The organism is Rubrobacter calidifluminis (assembly GCF_028617075.1).
GTDB lineage: Bacteria > Actinomycetota > Rubrobacteria > Rubrobacterales > Rubrobacteraceae > Rubrobacter_E > Rubrobacter_E calidifluminis.
The window spans coordinates 17,257-37,009 of sequence record NZ_JAQKGV010000012.1; the positions used below are offsets into that span (position 1 = coordinate 17,257).

A 19,753-nucleotide genomic window follows, 5' to 3' on the forward strand; every position below is an offset into this window, starting at 1 on the left:
CCGATAAGTACAATTCTCGGAAATTCAAAGAAAACGCAGGGTACCCTCTATGGTCGGGCAGGATGGCGGGAAGGGAAAATGGCTGAGGATGGCCTGGATCTGGCCTGCGGGTCTGGAGCGAAGGAGGAGGTCCATTTCGGCGAGGGCGAGTTTACAGTTGTGGTTCCAGGATACTGTTCCCCTGCCGAAGGAACCACGGACCGGGAAGCGGCCAGGATGCAGCAAGATCCAGAATCCGCCGATGATCGAACAGACCGTACCGGGGCCGAAGAATATCGGAGTGTAGTTTATGAAGCCTAGAAACCTGGTCTTTGGGAGCCCCTCGCATCCGGCAAAGAAGACGGCACCGAACCTGCTCGTCTGGCTGAAAGGGGTGCCGATGCCGGGGAAGATCTCTATGCCGTGCATCCGTAGTTCCCTTGCTCTCAGATTCTGCGGTATATGCGAGCTGGATCTCTTCAAGTGCGATCCCTCCACAACAGATATACTGGTTCCCGGAGGACGATACCATGGAGAGCAGAAGGAAGAAGCCTGTGCTGGTCAGCCTGCACGCGCTTGGAGGCTATCTCTACGGATCGGTGCCCTTCGTCGACCTGCTGGCGAAAAGCAGGGGTATAGACCTCAAAAAAGCCGGATCGAAAAACGTGGGCGCGGCAAACCTCTTCTCCCTCTCAAAGAGCCTCCCCCTGGCCACCGCCGCCTGGACTCTCGATCTCTCAAAGGGTGCCATGCCCCCTCTGATCGCAAAAACGGTCCTGCGAAAAGATGAAAAAACCGCCCGCATGGCAGCCGCAGCCGGGGCAGTCTTCGGTGTGGCCGGTCAGTGCTGGCCCATCTTCCTCTCCTTCTCAGGAGGAAGGGGCGTCGCTCCCATCATAGGCGCCTCCCTCATCCTCGCGCCTGGCCTCGCTCCCTGCCTGCTCGCAATGATGGCGTCAGCCAGGCTCGCGCGCTTCCTGCCCGTCCTGAAGGGAGAGGTGCGGGCGGAAAAGAGAGAGCTGCTGCACCTCCAGACGAAACATACGAAATCCGGCCCACTCTCGGTAGCGCTGGCGATTTCCCTGATGCCAGCGCTCTGCGCGGTGAAGGGTCACGAGAGGGAGGTGGTGCTCGCAACCGCCGCCAACGCCGCCATCATGCTCCTGAGGAGGCTCACGGCGCAACCCCTGCCGGGTAAGCCCGGAGACCAGGGAGTAAAAAGGATCCTCATCAACCGCCTGCTCTACGACAGGGATACCTCTGGCTGAGATGATCCAGGCACTCACCTTCCTTGCCTCTTACCTCATCGGAGCCATACCTCTCGGTCTGATCATCGCCAGGATCCTCTCCGGAGTGGACATAAGGAGGCGCGGGACCGGCAACATCGGCGCCGCCAACGTGGCCGAGCAGGCAGGCAGGCTACCCGCCGCGCTGACAGCGCTTGGGGTATTCCTGCAGGGTCTTCTGCCCCCACTCCTGGCACGCCATCTTGGCGCCTCGGATCCCACGGTCGTAGCCGCGGCCCTGGGGGCGGTGGTCGGGTACGGCTGGCCGGTCTTCATGAACTTCCGGGGAGGGCGAGCGCTCGGGGTCGGCACGGGAGCGGCGACGGCCATGGCCCCCTGGGGATTCCTAGTGCTCGTGGCCACCTACGCCACGGGCGCCATTCTGCGCCAGACCTCCCTCGGCACCATATCGGGGTTCATCTTCTACACCTGCTTCGTCTTCCTCACGACAGAACATATCCCCCTGAAAGCCGGCGCACTGCTGTTGCTGATCCTCGTGGCATCGCGGAGGCTTGAGGGGGTAGGCAAGGATATACGCGAGAGCGACAGCCCACCCCTCCGGGTGTTCCTGCTCAGGCTGCTCTTTCAGAGGCGTCCATGAGGAGCCTCATCCGTATCGCCTTATCATGACAGCGTCGGCCACCACGATCCCCTCGGAGGAGGTCCACCTGGATACCAGCACCCGCCGTGCGTTCCCTTGCTTCATCCGGAACCTCCCCAGATGTAACCACCTCCCCCCGTTCCTGCGCTGGTCGACGTGCACCCAGCGTATGCCGGATGTTGTGACCACCCCGAAGGGCGTGGCGCTGTTGTACGCCGGGTCGGCAGGCCATCTGGCGTAGATGTCGTAGGCGGCGGTCTCTGGCACCTTCACCCTGAACTCGGCTGAATCCGAGACCGCCTTCGGACTGGCGTAGCGGTAATCTCCTCCGTAACGCTGGCTGCTCCAGTGGCTGTACCCCCAGTTCGAGGAGGCGCGGAAACGGGAGGATGTGTTGTCTACTATCTGCTGGTAGGTTACCTTTCCCTGGCTGCTCCCGGTCCCCGCCGAAGCATAGGAGCGCACGAGTGAGATGTACCTCTCGAATGGGAAGTACGGACCGGGACAGTAGTGTGTCGAGCCGGGTACCTGGTTGTGCCCGATTATGTGGTCTCGGTCGATCGGTATGCCGTACCTTCGGCACAGGTGTGCCGTGAGCCTCGCCGATGACCTCAGCATCGCATCGGTCCAGTTCCCCGGGTTGTCCGCATACCCCTCGTGCTCGATGCCGATGGAGTGCTGGTTGTAGCTCCAGTTGCCCGCATGCCAGGCAATGTCGTGCTCGTGCACGCACTGCCCTATCTTCCCGTCGCTGCGGCGCACCACGTAGTGCGCCGATACCTGGGCCCTCGGATCGCTGAACCAGTCTATCGCCGACGCCCAAGACCCCTGCGTGACGTGGACGACGATGGTCGTTATGTTGAGCCCCCCGTTCGGGCGGTTCGCCGCGGTGTAGTTGGAAGGTGATGCGCCGTACCAGGTCGAACCGGGATAGTCCCCAGCTGCCTGTCCCTGGTACAGGTCGCCGAAAGCCCGGGCCGCCGGAACCGCAGCGAGACTCAGGGACCGTCCCCCCACCCTCGCGGATACCCCCTGTCCCAGAACCGCATAGACCTCATCGGCATACAGCCGTCCCCCTCCATACTCCCCCACCACCCTGTACCATCTCCCAAATCCCGCCTTCTTCCCAGCCAGCTTCGAGAGCACAGCCGCAGCCCCGATAATGTTCGCCCTCGGTTCGGTCTCGAGAGAAAATCTTGAGAATCCCGTCAGCCTCGACGCTTCCGCAAGCGTTTTCACCCGGGGATCCTGCCTGAGCCCCATCACCCCGTACCCGCCCATCCCGTGTACGTCACCTGGACGGTAGCGTCCGAACCTCCTCGGAGGCATCTCCCACATCGAGTTGACATACCCCATCGCCAGGAGAAGTTCTTCCGGCACGCCATATCTCCTGGCCGCCACCCGGAAAACCTCCCGGAGACCGATCCCGCCCGCCCAGGCCTCACCTCCGGTTAACCCCAGCAACCCGAGCGAACCGATACCCGCCGCCCCCAGACGCAGGAACCTCTCCCGGCTGATCCCAGCCCCGCACTCGAGACACATCTTCCCCCCTCTTCTTCTCGTTTTTCCGTTCTCTTGGGTCTGTCTTCTCAGGTGAGATTATCGGATCTCGGCCCCGGAAGCTTAAGGAGGCCACGGTGGGACGCGTGTGTACGCCAGAGGTCGTGAGTATTATCAGTAGTTTGGCAGCGGTCCCCCGGCATCTGCGAGGATGTAGTCGCGGAACATACGCCGCACGATCGACGGGTGTCTGCCGGCGATATCGTGGTTCATACCGGGATCTTCCCTGATATCGTAGAGCTTGGGGTCTGAGCCGGTGTTGGTGCTGAACATGACGTAGCGATCGTCTCTGGTCCAGGCGTAGTTGTTGTAGCCGAGGCTGAAGTGGGTCCTCCTCTGCCGGGGCTCTTCCCCCTGAAGGATCGGGGAGAGATCGGTGCCGTTCATCTGGGATGGGATCTCTATACCCAGCAGGGAGAGGATGGTGGGTGCGACGTCATGGGTTGAGGCATAATAGTCGCTCCTTTCGCCGGCTCCCTTGCCCTCGGGGTGGCGGATGAAGAAGACGGTATCGGTCATCTCAGGCCAGAGGGCCCAGAAGGGCTTGCCTGTGTCGTTGTGCTCGCCGAGGGCGACGCCATGGTCGGAGAGGACGATCAGGATAGAGTCATCGAGCACGCCAAGGTCGTGGGCGGTGTTCATGAAATGCCCGAACCAGCGATCCATCATGGTTATCTCGGCCGCGTAGAGGTTGCGCATGCGCTCGAGCTGCCCGTCGGTGAGCCAGGAGGCGTCGGAGTAGTTGGGAACTATGGGGTTCGGCCCCCTGTAGTCTGGATCCCCGTAGAGATCGATGTATCTTTGGGGTGGGTCCCAGGGCTCGTGCACGTCGAAGGAGTCGACGAGCAGGAAGAACGGCTGGGATTTCCTTATCTGGCGCAGGTATGTGGCCGCGCTCGAGAAAACCATGGGAGAGAACCAGTCGGCCTCGCTCTTGCGGAAGCCCGTGTTCGCCACGTACTGGCGCACCTTCTCCCTCATGTGAGCGTCGTTGCCCGGTACGATGTTCCTGCGAACCCTCTCGGGGTCGGCCGACATTATCGGACGGTAGGCGTCGCGCTCGTTGCCCCGGATGTAGTTGAAGGCATCGAAACCGCGCTGGAAGTCGTAGGAGGCGCGAAACAGGTGGAGGGTGTCGGTTATTATGCTGGTGTAGAAACCCTGCTTCTGCAGGATCTCAGAGAGCATCACCTGTCCCTCGGGGACAGGTTGCCAGCCGTAGGGCATGAACTCGTCCCCCTTGACCGGGTGCCAGTCGCGGAAGGGCCAGGTGCGCGTGCCGGTGTGTATCGCCCGCCTCGCGCAGATCGTCGGAAGAGACTCCGGGTAGGGACGGCTGAAGACCAGGCTCTCCTTCGCCAGCGCGTCGAGGTTGGGGGTCTTTATCCAGCGGTTGCCGTAGGCCCCCACGTGGTCGCGCCGGAGGCTGTCTATTATCACGAGGATGACGTTCATCCTGGAGCCGCCCTCCGGAAGATAGCTTTTGTACCTGGCGCCGGCAGCAACCGAGCTGCCGAAGAGCGCAGCCCCCGCCGCACCGGCCCCGGCGGCCTTCATGAAATCACTGCGTGTGAGCCTCAAATCTCGCGTCCCATCCATCTCTCTTCCCGATGAACAACCGCCGAATCCCCTGTTTTTCTATAGATCACGGCGGTGAGCCCATTGTACACTGCCGCTACCCGGTCATTTTAAGAGAGCGCAGGAAGGAAGACCATGTTCAGAGAGCTCGAGCTCGGTGCGATAAGAGCCCACATCCTCTACCACGCCTCAAAGCAGCCGGTCTACGGGTCCTGGCTTCTGGAGGAACTCGCCCGACACGGCTACTCTCTCAGCTACGGGACACTCTATCCTACCCTGCACAGGATGGAGCAGGAGGGTTTTCTCAGCCGTGAAGAGAGGGTCGACGACGGAAGGGTGAGGAAGTACTACACGGCGACAGAAGCCGGTCGGAGGCGGCTGGATGAGCTCAGACGCATGATCGCGGACCTCTACGCGGAGGTGGTCGAGGAGAAGGAACCCTCAGCCAGATGAGGGTGAGCCAGGGCCGGCACCCCTTCCGTGGTGCAGATGCAGCCAGCCGACGAAGAAGGCCCCGGCCAGAAGGAGCAGGAAGTACGTAAGGCCTCGCCAGATCAGGACACCGCTCAGGAGCATCGCGGGCTGGACCAGCGGTGAGATGAGGGCAGCGAAGCTCAGTTCAGCCCCGCCGCTCCCACCCGGGGTGGGGGTCAACGGGATCACGAAAGAGGTTATGATCATCTGCGCAACGATCACCGGCAGCCAGTTCCCCTCCCAGCCGGCGGCCATCAGCGCGAGCGGACCGATGGCGAGCCTGAGTGCCCAGTAGACGGCCATGAGCAGAACGCAGAGGGCTATGACACGTGGTCCCTGCTTCCAGACCAGCGCAAACCCCTCGCGCAGCTCCCGGTAGAGGCCGAAGAGCCGCGAGAATACACCCCCGCGTCCGATTCGCCGCGCGCCTCCCTCTCCGGATGTGCGGCGTACCAGCCAGGCCACGAACGCCCAGACACCCACGAGAAGGGCGAGTGCGGCTACGAACTCCTGCGGGCTGAGGTGGGTCAGGCCGGAGAAGAAGAACACGCCCACCAGGCTCGCCGCCCCTATCACGGATGAGTTGAGCATCCCACGGGTGAACACCACGCCCCCCCCGAGTCCCACAGGCAGGCCGACCCGGCGTCTCAACAGGTAGACTTCGTAGGGTATCTCGGCACCCCTTATGGGGGAGACGTTGCCGATGAATGCGGCGGCGAGGTAGATCCTCACCATGTCCATGGGGTGGACGCTCTTCACAGTGAGCTGTGGCCTGGCCAGTATGTACATGACCATACCCTGCACGATCCATCCGGCGATCGCCACCCCGACACCGGCGAAAAGCGGCCAGTAGTCGACCACCCGCGGCACGCTGTCTCCCACCTTCGAGGTGATGATCCACAACGCAACCAGGGTGGAGAGCAAACCGACTGCGAGTCCCAACAGCGCGCTACGTCTACCTGATCTCACCTGTAGTGCTCCAGACGGTACTCCTCCACGAAGGCTGACTAATGATATGCTGGACGGCGCACGATGTCCACCGACGAGACGGACGAGGCGGAGAAGGAATGAAAGTAGCAGTGGTGGGAGCCGGAGCCGTGGGCAGCCTCGTCGGCGGGTTGCTCTGGGAGGCGGGCGAGGACGTCACCCTGGTCGGACGCGGCGAGCACGTACGCAGGATAAACGAGCGGGGACTCCATGTGAGCGGGGCGGGCGGCCGGAGGGTGCTGCGCCCGAAAGCGGCACACTCCCTGGAAGAGAGTCCGGACATCGTCCTGCTCGCCACCAAGACCCAGGATCTCGCCGATGCCTGCCGCGAAGTGGCACCGCTCGTCCCGGAGGATGCCCCGGTCGTCACGATGCAGAACGGGGTGCGCTGCGACGAGATCGCCCGGGAGTTCTTTAGCCCGCAGCAGATCGTGGGCTGTGTCGTCTTCTTTTCCGCGAGCTACCTCGAGCCCGGAGAGGTGCGCTGGCAGGTCCGGGGACGCCTGATAGTGGGAGAACCCTTCGCTCCGGGCTCAGGTCACCTGCAGGAAACCAGAGAGTTACTGAGCAAGGCCCTGCCGGTGAGGATCTCGCGAGACATACTCGCCTCGCGCTGGACCAAGCTCATCTTCAACCTAAACAACGCCCTCCCGGCGATCACAGGGCTCCCGATGCAGCGGATCTACTTCGACCCCGCCACCTCCGAGATCCCGCTCAGGGTGATGCGCGAGGGTATAGAAGTGGCCTACGGCGCCGGGTTCAGGCTGGATCTGTCCCCCGCCGCCCTCGCGATGCGCGCGATGGTCCGGCTGCCGGAGGGGATCCCCGGGAAGGTGCTCGGAATCCTGGGGCGCACGCCGGTGGGCAGGGAGCCGATCTTCGGCTCGACCTGGCAGAGCATCAAGCGCGGCTCCAGGACCGAGGTAGACTACCTCAACGGAGAGATCGTGGAGCTCGGGCGGAAGATCGGGCGGAAGACCCCTTACAATGAACGCGTGGTCGAGCTTGTGCACGAGGTAGAGAAGAAAGGAGAGTTCTTGTCCCCGGAGATGCTGTGGCCGCCGCAGGAAAGATAGCCGTCGTCACCGAGAGCATCGCCTGCCTCTCGGAAGAGGAGGCCAGCAGGTGGGGCATCACCGTGATCCCCATACCGTTCGAGTATGCCGGGAAGGAGTACCTCGACGGCGTGGACATCACCCCCGAGGAGTTCAACAAGATGCTCCGTCCGGACCTGCCCCCCGCCGTGACCTCCGCCCCCTCGCCGGGCACCTACATGGAGGAGTTCTGCAGGCTCGCCTCGGAGGGATGTCAGGTGCTGTGCGTCTCCCCCACCCCCGCGGTCACCCGGATGTACGAGGCAGCCGAACAGGGCCGCAGGCTGGCACAGGAGGAGCGGGGGATAACCTCGCGCATAGAGGTCGTGGACTGCGGAACGGCGACGATGGCCCAGGGCTTCGTGGCGCTCGAAGCCGCCCGCCTGGCCCGCGGAGACGCAACGATGGAGGAGATCCTGCGCAGGGTGAGGCTGCTCTCTTCCCGGGTAGGACTTCTGGTGACGCTGGACACCCTAGAGTATCTGGCGAAGACTTCGCGCATACCCCGCATCGGGGCGCTCTTCGGCAAGGCGCTGCAGATAAAGCCGATCATCTACTTCGGGCAGGGCACCGTAGACCACCTCGACCGTCCCCGCTCGCGCCGCAGGGCCATCTCCCGGATGCTGGATCTGATGGAGGTGCGGCTCAACCACGACGGCCCGCTGCACGTCGCCGTCCAGCACGCGAACGCCCGCGAGGAGGCGGAGTCGCTGCGGGGGGAGGTCGCACGTCGCTTCTCGCCGGAGACCCTGCGCATCGCCGAGTTCTCCCCCGTGATGTCCAGCTACACCGGCCCGGGTCTTCTCGGACTGGCCTTCTACGAGGATCCGGAGGGCCACAGAGCGTGAGCGCCGAAACGCCGAACGGGAGGAGGCTGGCCCTCGCCGCCTCGTACGCCCTGTTGAGCTACCTCTACGGCTCGGTGCCCTTCGTGGCCCTCCTCGCAAAGAAAAAAAATATAGACCTCAAGAAAACCGGATCGAAAAACGTCGGCGCAGCCAACCTCTTCCAGAGCACCAAAAGCCCAACCCTCGCCCTCTCAGGCTGGCTCGCCGACCTCTCCAAGGGCGCCCTGCCCCCCCTTCTGGCCAAAACCATCCTCCCAATCGAAGACGAAAATACAGAGGAGATCCTGGCCTGTTCAGGAGCAACGGCCGGGGTGGCCGGTCAGTGCTGGCCCATCTTCCTCTCCTTCTCCGGTGGCAGGGGTGTCGCCCCACTCATAGGGGCGAGCATGATGCTCGCCCCGAAGCTCGTGCCGTACCTATTCGCCGCCATGACGGCCGGTGGTTCGCTGCGGGCGGTACCCCTGCTCATCGAATCCGGCGAGAAGGACTTCCGGCAGAAGATGCTCCTGGAGGGTAAGAACAGCCGGGTGGTGCCGCTGTGCGTGGGGCTCAGCATCGCCGCCCTCCCGGCCGCGATGCTCATGAGAGGGTACCCGAAGAGCAGGGTCGCGGCCGCCTCGGCGAACGCGCTGATCCTCTTCTCGAGACGGGTGACGGCCGGCGGGATCCCAAAGGGACCCGGGAAGGCGAGGAGGATCCTGAACCGCCTGCTCTACGACCGGTCCGAGGTCTGAAAAAGTGCGTTTCGCGGTGAGCCAGTTCACCACGATGCCCTGGAGCTTCGAGGAAGACCTGGACCGCTACGCCGCGCTCGGGGTCGAGGAGCTCGAGCTGTGCGAGGAGAAACTGGAGAGGGGCAGGGAGATCGAGCAACTCGGCCTGCTGGAGGTGTATGGCATGAGACCGAGCTCGGTCCAGCCCGCCGTCCGCACGCTCTTTCCGAGCCGCATGCAGCCGGAGCCGCAGGAGATCGGGGAGCGCCTCGAGAGGTTCAAGAGCACCGTAGAGCTCGTAGCCCCCTTCGCGCCCGGAGCCGCCTTCGTCTGCAACACCGGCCCCGCGCCGGGAGGCAACGTCGAGGCGGTGATCGAGACGGCCATCCGGGAGTACCGGTCGCTGGCGGAGTTCGCCGCCGGCTACGGGGTCCGAGTCGCTCTCGAGCCCCTCAGCCCCCTCCTGATGAACGTCGAGAGCGCCATCTGGACGGTAGGGCAGGCGATGCGGGTGATAGAAGTGGTGGGGCGGGAGAACTTCGGGTTGTGCCTGGACCTCTGGAACGTCTGGCAGGATGCGGAGGTGGAGGATGAGATCCTTCGCGCCGGGGAGCGCATCTTCTGCGTGCACGTCAGCGACTGGAGGACGCCGCGCTCCTTCGAGGATCGCGAGGTGATAGGCCGCGGCGAGATCCCGTTCGTCCCGCTGCTCCGGGCGATAAACCGCTCCGGCTTTGACGGCCCGTACACGCTCGAGATCTTCTCCCGCAACGTGCCCGGGGCGCTGTGGGAGGGGGATCTGGAAGAAGTGGTGATCGAGAGCAGGAAGGCCCTCGAAAAGATCTGGCGTGAGTCCGTGGTCGGACGGAGCTGAGCCGCCGCCCTCCTCTCTCATTCCCCCTTCTTAGCCCCGAACTCGTAGCGGTTGCGAAGCGCTATCTGAGAGAGTTCGGTCGCGGCGATGACGAACACGAGCACCCCGATGACGATCGGGGCCGGTCCATGGACGGCGGCGATGGCGCCGCTGAGGATCACGCGCTCGATGACCATCGCCTTGTGCGCCGCGAGCGCCTGGGGACGCGTGAGGTGGTGGCGGTTGAGCAGGAGCAGGACGAAGACGGCGCAGGCGATGCAGAACGAGACGGCGAAGAGCCCCAGGGCCACGCTGCTGTGGTGGTAGTAGGAGAAGAGCAGGAGGGCGATGACCACCCACACCAGCGCGAGCGCCGCGGAGATCCAGACGGAGCCCGCGACACCGTAGACGACCGGCACCGTCCGGTATCCGGCCCGCCTGTCACCCTCGAGGTCCCTTATCGCGCCGACGAGGTTGGAGGAGGAGTCGTGGAAGAAGAAGAGACCGAGGAGGGCCGCGACCGCCCATCCACCCCCGGAGAGGGCATCCACCGCCGCCCCGGAGAAGAGTATGGTGAGCGCGGCGAGGAGCCCCCGGTCGAAGTTGCCCAGGATGGCCATCTTCTTGAATGTCTTGGAGTAGGCTATCCCGGAGACGGTGGTCACGACGGCTATGGCGAAGGAGACGGGGCTCAACACCAGCGCCAGGGCGTAGCCGAGCAGGATGTAGAAGACCATGAAAGAGAACGCCTCGCGCGGCGAGACCCGGCCGGAAGGGACAGGCCGGTGGGGCTTGGCGATGGCGTCGAGGTCGCGGTCGTAGTAGTCGCCGGCGTAAAGCCCGGCGATCCAGCCGAGGGTGGGCACGATGAAGCAGAGGGTGACGCGCCACCAGGGCGCCCCCCCGCCGGAGAGGAAGAGCGCCGAGGCGAAACCGAGCATCCCGGCGTGGAACATCGTGTAGGGACGCATCATCTCCAGGTGCGCAAGCAGCTTGGTGCGGAGGTTCATCCCTCGAGTACCCTCCTGCGGTAGCGGGAGAGCGCGATCAGGGGGTAGGTGAGCGCGTAGAAGGAGTTGGAGTAGGAGAGCGAGGCGTAGTAGAGACCGATCACGGCCGGGTCCCATCCGCCGTCGGGACGCTGGCGGTCGATCAGCCACCTCACCCCGCGCTCTATCTCGCGCCGGTGGCGCACCGGATCGTAGCGGAGCAGAGCACCCACCGCCCACGACGTCTCCTCCGCCGTCGAGGGGGCCTCACCATGACCGTCGGACCAGCCACCGTCGTCGTTCTGGTGCGTCGCGAGCCAGCGCGCGGCCTTCTGCGCCATCTCGTCCCGGGCGAGCCCCAGGTCCACCAGCGCCTCCAGCACGTTCGCCGTGCCGCGGGTGTAGGCCCTGAACCACAGCGAATCGAAGCTCCCGTCCTCGTGCTGTTTCTCCCTCAGGTAGCGGAGCGCCCGCCTGGCGCGCCGGCCCTCCCTGACCTCTTTTCCCATCATCGAGAAGGCCGAGAGGATCTGGGAGGTTATGTAGGGGTCGTCGTGGTCGAAGGGCATCCTGGAGTTGCGCACGAACGTGGGCCACGAGCCGTCTCTGTTCTGCATGGCGTAGCACCAGCTCAGCCCGAGCCTGATCGCCTCGTGGTCCGGAGACACGCCCAGGAGCCTCAGGGCCTTCAGCGCGTAGGCGGTGTCGTCGGAATCCGGCCACCCCGCAGGGAGCGCCCAGGCCCATCCGCCGGGCGGCGAAGAGGTCGCGAAGAAAGGTTTCCTGAACTGGCCCGCGAGAAACCACCGCCTGAGCTCACCCGCGCGCGGGACCGGGCGTCCGGCCGCGTGGTAGGCGAAGACGGCCTGGGCCGAGTCGAAGTTCTCGAGGTCCCGGTCTATCGGCCAGGAGCCGTCCTCCCTCTGGCTCTCGCGGATGAAGGGCAGCGCCCGGCCCAAGATGTCCGTCGCCCCCACCTCGGCCTGGGTGAGCGCGACCACGATGAGCGAGGTCAGGAAGGCCGACTCCTCGTAGGAACCGTTGGGCCCCTGCGCCTTCCTCAGCCAGCCGAGCGCCTCCCTCCTCGCCCTGCTCTTCACCGGCTGCCAGAACCCCGGCGCGGGCCGGAAGTGCTCGTGCATCATCGAGAGGCTCAGGAAGGCGGGGAAGGTGGTGGAGACCGTGCGCCGGATGCGGCGGGGCAGCAGGATCATCTCCGTCGGGAGCTTCCTTATCTCCTCCCAGCGAACGAACCCGCAGAGCGCCCAGAGCGAGCGGCAGGGACCGCTCAGGGTGACCCTGGACGGGTCGTTTATGGCTTCGAAACCCCCGTGCCGATCCACCCACTCCCGCGCGGCGCGTATCTCCTCCTCGTACTCACCCGGCGCACACATCGAGAGCACTGCGGCCGTGAGGCTCGTCGCGTTCATGTTGGAGGGATCCACGACGCCATCCCCCCAGCCCCCGTCCGGGTTCTGGTCGGCGGCGAGCCACCCGAGCCCGCGTTCGACGGCCCCCTCCGGGGCGGCGTCCGGATGCAGGCTCAGGGCGAGGCAGGAGATGGCGGTGGCGAGGGCCGAGGAGGACATCTCGCCCACCCAAGAGCCATCCGGTCTGCGGTGTGACTCGAGGAAATCGAAGGCCCGCTGCTGGGCCTCGACGAGCGAGTGGGGTTCGATCTTTGCTTCCTCCATCATCCCTCCTTCCTCCTCGGCACCCCGACCACGTACTCCAGGAACCCCCTCATCCCCCGCGCCTCGATGCCCGAATCCTCCAGCGCCGCGAGGGCGGACCTCCGGGCCTCCCCGGAGAGCTCCAGTGCCCCATCTCTGCCCAGCATCCCGGTGAACACCCTCTCTTCGGTCGGGATTAGACCGTCGAGCTCGAGCGAGATCCTCTGGCAGACCCCTGCGTACCAGGCGCACCTTCCGAGGGCGTCCAGCTCCCTCTCCGTCCCCCCGGCCAGCGCCGCTCCCATCCTGGCCGACGCCCGGAAGAGAGCCCCCCACTTCAGTCGGTAGACATCCTCGGGACGCTCCGCCACCCCTCTGAGCCCGACCGACTGGCCGCCGACCATACCCCCGGTGCCGGTCGCGAGGGCAAGCTCCTGCACCGCCCTCAGCACCCGCTCCGGCGCTCCCCGCTGTTCTCTGGTGAGGAGCCCGAGGGCCTCTCCCCAGAACCCGTCCCCGGCGAGGATGGCCGTCGCCTGATCCACATCCTCCAGGTACGACTCGAGCTCAGGTACCACCCTCCCAAGAGCCGGTAGCGCGTCGTGGATCATCGAGATGATGTGCGCGAACTCCACCGCGCCGGCCGCCGGCAGCACCTCCTTTGCCTCGAGCCCCAGGTCGCACGCGGCCTCCATGCACGCAAGACCGTACACCCGACCCTCCCCGTCCGCGAGCAGCGGCAGCCTCATCGCCCTGACGAGGTCGCCGAGCCTCCGTTCGGATGAAAACCTTATTCCCTGGAGGTATTCCTCGAGTAACGCTTCGTGTGAAAGGACCGCACCGGAGCCTCCGCTCTCCTCGTAGACCCAGGCTCCTCCCGCTCTCAAAAACCGTTCCGCCGAAGATGCCAACAAAAGCCCCCTCTGCCGTCAGGGTGCATCCAGTTCATAAATCTTTTCTTATCCTCAGCATAACGCGGATTTTTAAACATACCGTGAGCTCTCTGTAAAGTGTCCGTAAAGCCGGGGGAACCCTTCAAGCGCTCCCGCCCAGAGGGTATAATCTGCTCCAGGCTTTTGTCAGACGTTCTCGCGAGGGGGATGCACAGATGCTCAACTCCAGCCTTCTGACCAAGCTTGCGGTGGCAGCCCTCATCGTCGCCTGCGCTTTTACAGCCCGGGTCGCCCTTGCCTACTTCGAGGGTGGCTCTCAAACCCTAGGGTTCATCCAGGCCGCCATCGCCCAGACCACGGGCGCCTCGGGCGACACCGGTTCCACCACCCCCGCGGGTACCACGTCATCCGGGAGCACCTTCTCCTCTGGAGCGACCACGAACCCGTCTTCCCCCTCCCGGACCATCCCTCAGAACTCCTCCCCTTCGAGCCCCGCGAGCTCCGGCGCTGCAGCATCCCAGTACTCGAATCCGTCGACCGGCCAGTACGGCACGACGGGGACCAGGATAAGCTCCGGCGGCCCCAGGTTCGGCCCCGTTCCACTGATGTCCGACGGCAGGTGCCCGGTGGAGTACCCGCTGCACAGGAGCGACGGCTGCTACAGGAGGTAACCTACAGCGGTGGTAGGGTGTTGTACCTGTACGCCCTCGCGGTGAGTTCCTCGGCACGCCTTATGTAACGCAGGGTCGTCTTCGGGTCCGAGTGCCCGAGAAACTGCTGTATGACGAGCAGCGGAGCCTCGTTCATCGCCATGTTCGTCCCCACCGTATGACGTATCGAATGCGGAGAGATGGCCTTCGTGATCCCGGCCTCCCTCGCGTACTTCTTCACCATGTAGCGCACCGCGCGGGTCGTGAGCGGCTTGTCCCTGCCTTTTCTCGAGGGGAAGAGCGGCTTTCTGGCATCCGACTGCGAGACGAAGCTCCTTCCGCTCGAGAGCACGTAGCGCTGCACGAGCGCCCACAGCTCCGGGGAGGCGGGCACGTTGCGCACCTTACCCCCCTTACCTTCGACCCGCACGAAGACCTGGCCGTCGACCACCTCCCGGAAGTCCCCTATCTTCAGCCCCACGACCTCAGCTTCCCTGAGCCCGCAGGAGGCCATCACCGCAAGCATCACGTAGTCGCGCAGGTTGCACCGGCGGGCGGCCTGGAGCATGCGCGAGAGTTCGCTCTGGGTGAGCACGTTGTAGGACGGGTCGTGAACCACCCGGGGGCTCTTGGCGAAGAACTTGACGGTCTCGGGGTTCAGCCTCGTCATCCCGGCCATGTACGCGAACGTCAGAAACCTGCGCACCACCGTGAGCTTCTTCGCCGCCGTCACCGCCGGGTACACCTCGAGCAGCCGCCTCCTGTAGAGGGAGACGTCCTCCGCACTCAGCTCGGCGACGGAAGCCAGGCCGAGCTCCCCTTCGACGAACTCGAGGAAGAGCCGGATCTCTGTATTATAAGTTTTTTTCGTCTGAGGGCTGGAGAGGGTATCGAGGAAGAGGTCGACGAGCCGCTGGCGTTCGGGCGGGGGGGATGTGTGCCGGGCGGGGAGGCTGCTTTCAGGGTTCATCGTAGGAGATCAGCGAGACCACGGGGTATGGAGCGAGGCGGCTGCGGCCCTCGAGGAAGCGAAGTTCGATTAGGAAGGCGCAGGCGGCGACGATCCCGCCTGCGTTTTCGACCAGCTCGCACATGGCGCGGGCTGTGCCGCCGGTGGCGAGGAGGTCGTCGGCGACGAGGACGCGGGTCCCCGGGGGTATGGAGTCGGCGTGGGCCTCGAGCGAGTCGGTACCGTACTCAAGATCGTAGGAGGCCGAGATGGTCCGGCGAGGGAGCTTGTTCGGCTTGCGGGCAAGTATCAGGCCCTTCCTCGCGCGGTAGGAGAGGGCGGTGCCGAAGACGAAGCCCCGGGCCTCCGCGGAGAGGATCCTGTCATATTCGTAGGGTTCTGTGGCCTCCGCAAGCGCGTCCACGGCGGCGTGCAGGGCCTCTCCGTCCTCGATCAGGGGGGTTATATCCTTGAAGGAGATGCCGGGGCGCGGGAAGTCGGGGACCGTCCTTATCCTGCGCTCCAGCTCCCGCAACGTAAGCGTACTCAAGGCGCGAACGACTCTATGATACTCGCCATCATGAGCTCCTTCAGGCGCGAGTCAACCCCGGCGAGGTGCCGCGCCTTGTGCATGGCCTCGGCGATACGGGCCTCGTCGCCGCTGCGAAGATCGGGGTTGAGGATCTGCTTGAACATGGCGGCCTCCCGCTCGACGGCGGCCATGATGCCGCGCAGGTGGCGGGGCTGGATGCCGTATTTGGCCATCTCGCGGGCCATGCGCACGATCTCCACGTCGCGCTGCTTGAGGTCGCCGTTTCTGCCGATGACGCCCAGACTGGCCAGTTCGTCGACGAAAGGCGGCTCCACCTCCACGGTCTCCGCGAGCTCCTCCCGGGTGTAGGTGCGGTCTTCGGCGAGCCGGGAGAGACCGTCCGGCGAGTCCTGTGAGGAGTAGAAGGGCTCTCCCCTGTCTATGCGTTCCTTGATGACCTTGAGCGGCAGGTACTCTTCGTCCTGCAGCTTCAGGATGTAGCGCAAGAGCTCCACGTCTCTGCGGGAGAAGAGCCTGTAGCCACCGCGGGTGCGTGAGAGCGAGAGCAGCCTCCGGCGCTCCAGGTATCGTATCTTGCTCACCGAGAGCGTCGGGAACTCGGGCCTCAGCTGCTCAACCACCTCACCGATGGTGTACTTCTCTCTGCTTCCGTCGCCCTGCGCTGTCATCTTCCCCCCATCGGCCTACGACGAGACGAACTTGAAGCGGTACTTGCCCACCTGTATCTCATCCCCGTTGCGCAGGTCGACTTCATCCACCCGCACCCGGTTGACGTAGGTCCCATTGAGCGATCCGACATCTTTTATCGAGAAACCGTGATCGTTGCGCCGTATCTCGGCGTGGCGCCGGGAGACCGTGACGTCATCGAGGAAGATATCGCTGCTCGGGCTGCGCCCCACCGTCACCCGCTCCCCGCGGATGTCGTGCATCCGGCGCCCGGCGGTCCCCTCCACCTGGTCGAGCTCTATGAGCAGGGCCTCGCTTCCTCCCCCGGGGACCGGGCGGGAGATCTCGTCCTCATAGTCGGCGAAGCTGGGAGAGTAGGAGACCGTCGCGTAGCCCTCGGTCAGCGGCACCCCGCACTCGCCACAGAACTTCATCTGCGGCGAGACATCCGCTCCACAGTTGGGACACCTGCTCAAAAGCTGTCTTCCTCCCGGAAATCGACCCGCCGCAGTATGGCATCGGCGAGATCCTCCGGCGCGAGGGAGGACGCACCCCTGCGGACCAGCTCCGACCGTATCGTGTCTATCCTGCCCTGGATGATCCTGCGCCGGTAGCTGATCCTCCGCTCCTCCACGACCAGCTCCTCGAGCAAACCCCTGAGCTCGTCGGACGGAGCGGCGGTCAGATCGGGGAGGTTCTCATCAAACTCTTCTTCCACTGGACCTCTCCTCGCACCCTCGACTCTCCATACGACGTGCAGTATAGTCCGACATGAACCTGAAGTACAGTCTTAGGCCACCATCACTCACTCTGGATGAGGTTCCGCACGAGCTCCACGTACTCCTGCATCAGATGCTGGGGCCTCCCGCCGTCCTCGACCTCCGCGTAGACGTAGAAGAGCGGGTTGTCCGGGTCGGGGAGCATGAGCACCCACCCGCCGTCGAGGCTCAATCGCACCCCGTCGGTGAGGATGGCGTCGGGGTCCCCCCCGAAGCGCTCGGCGAGACCCCTCATCACACGGCCCTTCGCGGACCAGGGGCACTCGAGCCGCTCGCGCACCACCCGCCCGAAGCTCTCCCCGAACCTCTGGCGCACCGAGGAGAGCGGCCTCTCCCGGAAAGCCTCGAGCGCCCGGGAGAGGGTCATGAAGCAGTCGGAGGCCGGCAGGAAGGAGGGGAAGATGTAATGTCCATCCTCGGTTCCGGCGAGGTCCGCGTGGTGCTCGGCCGCGGTGAGCGCGACGTTGCCGAGCCCCGTGCGGCTGAGGATGACCCTCCCACCGGACTCCTCGACCAGGCGGGTGTACTCGCTGCTCAGGTTGACCGGCAGCACGACTAGGTTCGGCTCCAGAGCCACGATGAGGCAGGCGAGCATCACGTCGGGGGGTACGGGCTCCCCCTGATCGTCGACGAACCAGACGGCCTCTCCGGAGGGCTCGACGACGCATCCGAAGGCCGCCCCGACCGTGGGGACCATGTTCCCCACCCGCTCCAGGCTCTCCTCGAGGTTCGGACGGGCCACACTCCCCACGACGTTCGCGTTGACGAACCCGGAGATCACGACCGCGTTCACGCCCAGTCGGGAGAAGACCCGGTTGGAGACGAGGCCGGCGACCCCGCCGGAGAAATCCACTACGATCGTGGAGCCGGAGGTCCTGCCACGGTCGGTGGCCCGCTCCAGGCGCTCGACGTACTGCTCGACGGCGCGGCCGGGGTAGATCAGCTCCCCTATGTCCCCGTCGAAGGCCCGGCGGTACTCCTCGCGCACGAAGACCTTCTCGATGCCGCGCTGCTCGGACTCGCCCATCGGGGTACCGTCCGAGGAGAAGAACAGGATCTCCACGTCGTCCGGGTCTTCCCCCGAGCGTACGTGCGCCCCCGCCGAGGATTTGCCCGCCAGGACGTCGTGGCGCACCACCCCGGCATGCGCCGCCCGCAGATCGCGCACGTTGACCCCGGTGGCGAGCAGCGCCGCGGTCATCGCCCGCTTGCAGGCCTGGGCGGCGAGAGAGGCGTCCCGCCCCAGGGTCACCACAGCCCCGGGGTCGAGGGTCGTACCGAAGGAAGAGGCGAGCCTGACGACGAACTCGGGGGTGAGGTCCACGTTGAACTTGCCCGAGACGATCCCGCCCTTGAAGATCGTGCGCAACCCCATCGTCTCGTAGATGAGGCTGTGGGTGACGTTCGCCCCGCTCTCGACGGTCTTGTGCGGGTAGATCTTGACCTCCGGGGCGATGGTGGCCCCCTCCCCGACGATGACGTCGTCGCCGAGCGCGCTGCGCTCCAGGATGCGCGCCCGGGCCTGGATGTACGACGAGCGCCCGACCAGAGTGTCCTTCAGCTCGGCCCCCTCGCCGACGTAGGTTCCTTCGGCGATGATCGAACGCTCTATCACCGCGCCGGAGGAGATGACGACGTTGTCCCCGATCACCGAGTAGGGGCTGATCCTGGCGCCCTCGTCGACGCGGGCGTTCTCGCCGATGACGACCGGGCCTTCGAGCTGCTCCTCGTCGACCTGCGCCCTGCTGCCGATGTACACGTTGCCCTTGAGCCTGGTGCCCGGCGGCCTGACGCCCTTCACCTTCCCGTCGAGGACGTCGCGCTGGGCGGAGGCGTACTGCTCGAGGGTGCCGATGTCCTCCCAGTAATCGTCGGTGACGTAGCCGTAGAGCTTTCTTCCCTCCTCGAGCATCTTCGGGAAGAGCTCCTTGGAGAAGTCGTACTCCCCCTCCTTCTCCGGGTCCGGGATCTCGTCCATCACCGAGGCCTCGAGCAGGTAGATGCCGGTGTTGACCGTATCCGAGAAAACCTGCCCCCAGGCCGGCTTCTCCAGAAAGCGCGAGATGCGCCCGTCCTCCTCGGTTATCACGATCCCGAAGTCGAGCGGGTTCTCGACGCTCTTGAGGACCATCGTCGCCTCCGAGCCCTTCTCTTCGTGGAAGGAGACGAGCGCGCTGAGGTCGGCGTCGGTGAGGGCGTCCCCGCTTATGACCAGGAAACGCTCCCCCCTGAGGTCAAGCTTGCGCTCGGCCATCTTCACCGAACCGGCCGTCCCGGCCGGCACGTCCTCGACCGAGTAGGAGATGTCGACCCCCCACCGCGATCCGTCGCCGAAGTAGTCCCTTATCTCGTCCGGCATGAACTGCAGCGTGACCACGATGTCCGTGAAACCGTGCCGCTTGAGCAGGTTGACGATGTGCTCCATGCACGGCACGTTGGCTATCGGGATCATGGGTTTGGGCTGGTTGCTCGTCAGCGGCCGCAGACGGGTTCCCTGCCCGCCGGCCATTATCACGGCCTTCACCTTCTGCTCAACACCCCCTTGTAAGCCTCCCCGGTACTGTTCTCCCGGGTCTTTGCGGCGACTCCTTCATCTTAACTTTAACCTCACCCGCCCCGTGGGGCCAC

21 protein-coding genes are annotated in these 19,753 nt (G+C 65.0%); 8 read left to right on the plus strand and 13 right to left on the minus strand.

Annotated elements, in window-relative coordinates; genetic code table 11:
* Positions 1-24 precede the first annotated feature (24 nt).
* Positions 25-462: a hypothetical protein gene (locus PJB24_RS10610; protein WP_273845643.1), complete on the minus strand. Its 438-nt coding sequence runs from the start codon at positions 460-462 to the stop codon at positions 25-27.
* Between the two features lie 47 nt (positions 463-509).
* Here PJB24_RS10610 and PJB24_RS10615 point away from each other — a divergent pair, with 47 nt between their 5' ends.
* Positions 510-1,247 carry a glycerol-3-phosphate acyltransferase gene (locus PJB24_RS10615; RefSeq protein ID WP_273845647.1) on the plus strand — a complete coding sequence of 246 codons (738 nt, stop codon included), beginning with the start codon at positions 510-512 and terminating at the stop codon, positions 1,245-1,247.
* Between the two features lies 1 nt (position 1,248).
* Positions 1,249-1,866 carry a glycerol-3-phosphate acyltransferase gene (locus tag PJB24_RS10620; RefSeq protein WP_273845649.1) on the plus strand — a complete coding sequence of 206 codons (618 nt, stop codon included), beginning with the start codon at positions 1,249-1,251 and terminating at the stop codon, positions 1,864-1,866.
* 6 nt (positions 1,867-1,872) lie between these two features.
* Here the strand turns inward: PJB24_RS10620 and PJB24_RS10625 are convergent, their stop codons facing one another.
* Both PJB24_RS10625 and PJB24_RS10630 read right to left on the minus strand, forming a co-directional pair.
* The gene (locus PJB24_RS10625; protein ID WP_273845651.1) at positions 1,873-3,408 is read right to left on the minus strand and encodes an N-acetylmuramoyl-L-alanine amidase; all 1,536 of its coding nucleotides are present in this window, start codon (positions 3,406-3,408) and stop codon (positions 1,873-1,875) included.
* Between the two features lie 132 nt (positions 3,409-3,540).
* Positions 3,541-5,025, minus strand: coding sequence for a sulfatase family protein (locus PJB24_RS10630; RefSeq protein WP_273845653.1), 1,485 nt, complete (start codon positions 5,023-5,025; stop codon positions 3,541-3,543).
* Positions 5,026-5,139: 114 nt separating this feature from the next.
* On the opposite strand from PJB24_RS10630, the gene PJB24_RS10635 reads away from it, so the two are divergent.
* Positions 5,140-5,457 (plus strand): PadR family transcriptional regulator, encoded by a 318-nt coding sequence (locus PJB24_RS10635; RefSeq protein WP_273845657.1) that lies wholly within the window; start codon positions 5,140-5,142, stop codon positions 5,455-5,457.
* Here the strand turns inward: PJB24_RS10635 and PJB24_RS10640 are convergent.
* Positions 5,446-6,447, minus strand: a complete 1,002-nt coding sequence (locus tag PJB24_RS10640; protein ID WP_273845659.1) for a lysylphosphatidylglycerol synthase transmembrane domain-containing protein — start codon at positions 6,445-6,447, stop codon at positions 5,446-5,448. The two genes, PJB24_RS10635 and PJB24_RS10640, sit on opposite strands and share 12 nt — an antisense overlap.
* Before the next feature lie 98 nt (positions 6,448-6,545).
* Between PJB24_RS10640 and PJB24_RS10645 the strand changes: the two genes are divergently transcribed.
* From PJB24_RS10645 to PJB24_RS10660, 4 genes are read left to right on the plus strand one after another with little or no spacing between them, the layout of a single operon-like run.
* Complete coding sequence (locus PJB24_RS10645; RefSeq protein ID WP_273845661.1) at positions 6,546-7,541, plus strand: ketopantoate reductase family protein; 996 nt, start codon at positions 6,546-6,548, stop codon at positions 7,539-7,541.
* Positions 7,520-8,407: a DegV family protein gene (locus PJB24_RS10650; protein WP_273845663.1), complete on the plus strand. Its 888-nt coding sequence runs from the start codon at positions 7,520-7,522 to the stop codon at positions 8,405-8,407. The genes PJB24_RS10645 and PJB24_RS10650 overlap by 22 nt, the downstream gene beginning before the upstream one ends.
* On the plus strand, positions 8,404-9,141 hold the full coding sequence (locus PJB24_RS10655; RefSeq protein WP_273845665.1) for a glycerol-3-phosphate acyltransferase: 738 nt from the start codon (positions 8,404-8,406) through the stop codon (positions 9,139-9,141). Before PJB24_RS10650 ends, PJB24_RS10655 begins: the two co-directional genes overlap by 4 nt.
* Before the next feature lie 16 nt (positions 9,142-9,157).
* Positions 9,158-9,994, plus strand: coding sequence for a sugar phosphate isomerase/epimerase family protein (locus PJB24_RS10660; protein ID WP_273845668.1), 837 nt, complete (start codon positions 9,158-9,160; stop codon positions 9,992-9,994).
* Between the two features lie 17 nt (positions 9,995-10,011).
* Here the strand turns inward: PJB24_RS10660 and PJB24_RS10665 are convergent, their stop codons facing one another.
* Genes PJB24_RS10665 through PJB24_RS10675 form a run of 3 tightly spaced genes read right to left on the minus strand, consistent with a single transcriptional unit; the run spans position 10,012 to position 13,522 of the window.
* Positions 10,012-10,983 carry a UbiA family prenyltransferase gene (locus tag PJB24_RS10665; RefSeq protein ID WP_273845670.1) on the minus strand — a complete coding sequence of 324 codons (972 nt, stop codon included), beginning with the start codon at positions 10,981-10,983 and terminating at the stop codon, positions 10,012-10,014.
* Positions 10,980-12,659: a prenyltransferase/squalene oxidase repeat-containing protein gene (locus PJB24_RS10670; protein WP_273845673.1), complete on the minus strand. Its 1,680-nt coding sequence runs from the start codon at positions 12,657-12,659 to the stop codon at positions 10,980-10,982. The genes PJB24_RS10665 and PJB24_RS10670 overlap by 4 nt, the downstream gene beginning before the upstream one ends.
* Entirely contained in the window at positions 12,656-13,522 is an 867-nt protein-coding gene (locus PJB24_RS10675; protein WP_273845675.1) for a polyprenyl synthetase family protein, read from the minus strand. Before PJB24_RS10675 ends, PJB24_RS10670 begins: the two co-directional genes overlap by 4 nt.
* Positions 13,523-13,743: 221 nt before the next feature.
* On the opposite strand from PJB24_RS10675, the gene PJB24_RS10680 reads away from it, so the two are divergent.
* The gene (locus PJB24_RS10680; RefSeq protein WP_273845677.1) at positions 13,744-14,199 is read left to right on the plus strand and encodes a hypothetical protein; all 456 of its coding nucleotides are present in this window, start codon (positions 13,744-13,746) and stop codon (positions 14,197-14,199) included.
* A 1-nt stretch (position 14,200) separates the two neighbouring features.
* On the opposite strand, the gene PJB24_RS10685 is transcribed toward PJB24_RS10680, so the two are convergent.
* The 6 genes from PJB24_RS10685 to PJB24_RS10710 all read right to left on the minus strand — a co-directional run bounded on the left by PJB24_RS10685 (position 14,201) and on the right by PJB24_RS10710 (position 19,649).
* Complete coding sequence (locus PJB24_RS10685; protein ID WP_273845679.1) at positions 14,201-15,148, minus strand: tyrosine-type recombinase/integrase; 948 nt, start codon at positions 15,146-15,148, stop codon at positions 14,201-14,203.
* A complete protein-coding gene (locus PJB24_RS10690; RefSeq protein ID WP_273845682.1) occupies positions 15,138-15,677 on the minus strand; it encodes an adenine phosphoribosyltransferase in 540 nt (179 codons plus the stop codon). The genes PJB24_RS10685 and PJB24_RS10690 overlap by 11 nt, the downstream gene beginning before the upstream one ends.
* Entirely contained in the window at positions 15,674-16,348 is a 675-nt protein-coding gene (gene ftsR, locus PJB24_RS10695; RefSeq protein ID WP_273845685.1) for a transcriptional regulator FtsR, read from the minus strand. The genes PJB24_RS10690 and ftsR overlap by 4 nt, the downstream gene beginning before the upstream one ends.
* A gap of 15 nt (positions 16,349-16,363) precedes the next feature.
* On the minus strand, positions 16,364-16,822 hold the full coding sequence (locus PJB24_RS10700; RefSeq protein ID WP_273845686.1) for an FHA domain-containing protein: 459 nt from the start codon (positions 16,820-16,822) through the stop codon (positions 16,364-16,366).
* Positions 16,819-17,064: an RsiG family protein gene (locus tag PJB24_RS10705; RefSeq protein WP_273845688.1), complete on the minus strand. Its 246-nt coding sequence runs from the start codon at positions 17,062-17,064 to the stop codon at positions 16,819-16,821. The genes PJB24_RS10700 and PJB24_RS10705 overlap by 4 nt, the downstream gene beginning before the upstream one ends.
* 83 nt (positions 17,065-17,147) lie before the next feature.
* Complete coding sequence (locus tag PJB24_RS10710) at positions 17,148-19,649, minus strand: sugar phosphate nucleotidyltransferase (RefSeq protein ID WP_273845690.1); 2,502 nt, start codon at positions 19,647-19,649, stop codon at positions 17,148-17,150.
* Between the last annotated feature and the right edge of the window lie 104 nt (positions 19,650-19,753).

Bases quoted from the DNA above. Each gene is read 5' to 3' on its own strand.
- PJB24_RS10615 (WP_273845647.1), top strand. From the start codon at position 510: ATGGAGAGCAGAAGGAAGAAGCCTGTGCTGGTCAGCCTGCACGCGCTT.
- PJB24_RS10620 (WP_273845649.1), top strand. From the start codon at position 1,249: ATGATCCAGGCACTCACCTTCCTTGCCTCTTACCTCATCGGAGCCATA.
- PJB24_RS10625 (WP_273845651.1), bottom strand. From the start codon at position 3,408: ATGTGTCTCGAGTGCGGGGCTGGGATCAGCCGGGAGAGGTTCCTGCGT.
- PJB24_RS10630 (WP_273845653.1), bottom strand. From the start codon at position 5,025: ATGGATGGGACGCGAGATTTGAGGCTCACACGCAGTGATTTCATGAAG.
- PJB24_RS10635 (WP_273845657.1), top strand. From the start codon at position 5,140: ATGTTCAGAGAGCTCGAGCTCGGTGCGATAAGAGCCCACATCCTCTAC.
- PJB24_RS10645 (WP_273845661.1), top strand. From the start codon at position 6,546: ATGAAAGTAGCAGTGGTGGGAGCCGGAGCCGTGGGCAGCCTCGTCGGC.
- PJB24_RS10665 (WP_273845670.1), bottom strand. From the start codon at position 10,983: ATGAACCTCCGCACCAAGCTGCTTGCGCACCTGGAGATGATGCGTCCC.
- PJB24_RS10670 (WP_273845673.1), bottom strand. From the start codon at position 12,659: ATGATGGAGGAAGCAAAGATCGAACCCCACTCGCTCGTCGAGGCCCAG.
- PJB24_RS10680 (WP_273845677.1), top strand. From the start codon at position 13,744: ATGCTCAACTCCAGCCTTCTGACCAAGCTTGCGGTGGCAGCCCTCATC.
- PJB24_RS10685 (WP_273845679.1), bottom strand. From the start codon at position 15,148: ATGAACCCTGAAAGCAGCCTCCCCGCCCGGCACACATCCCCCCCGCCC.
- ftsR (WP_273845685.1), bottom strand. From the start codon at position 16,348: ATGACAGCGCAGGGCGACGGAAGCAGAGAGAAGTACACCATCGGTGAG.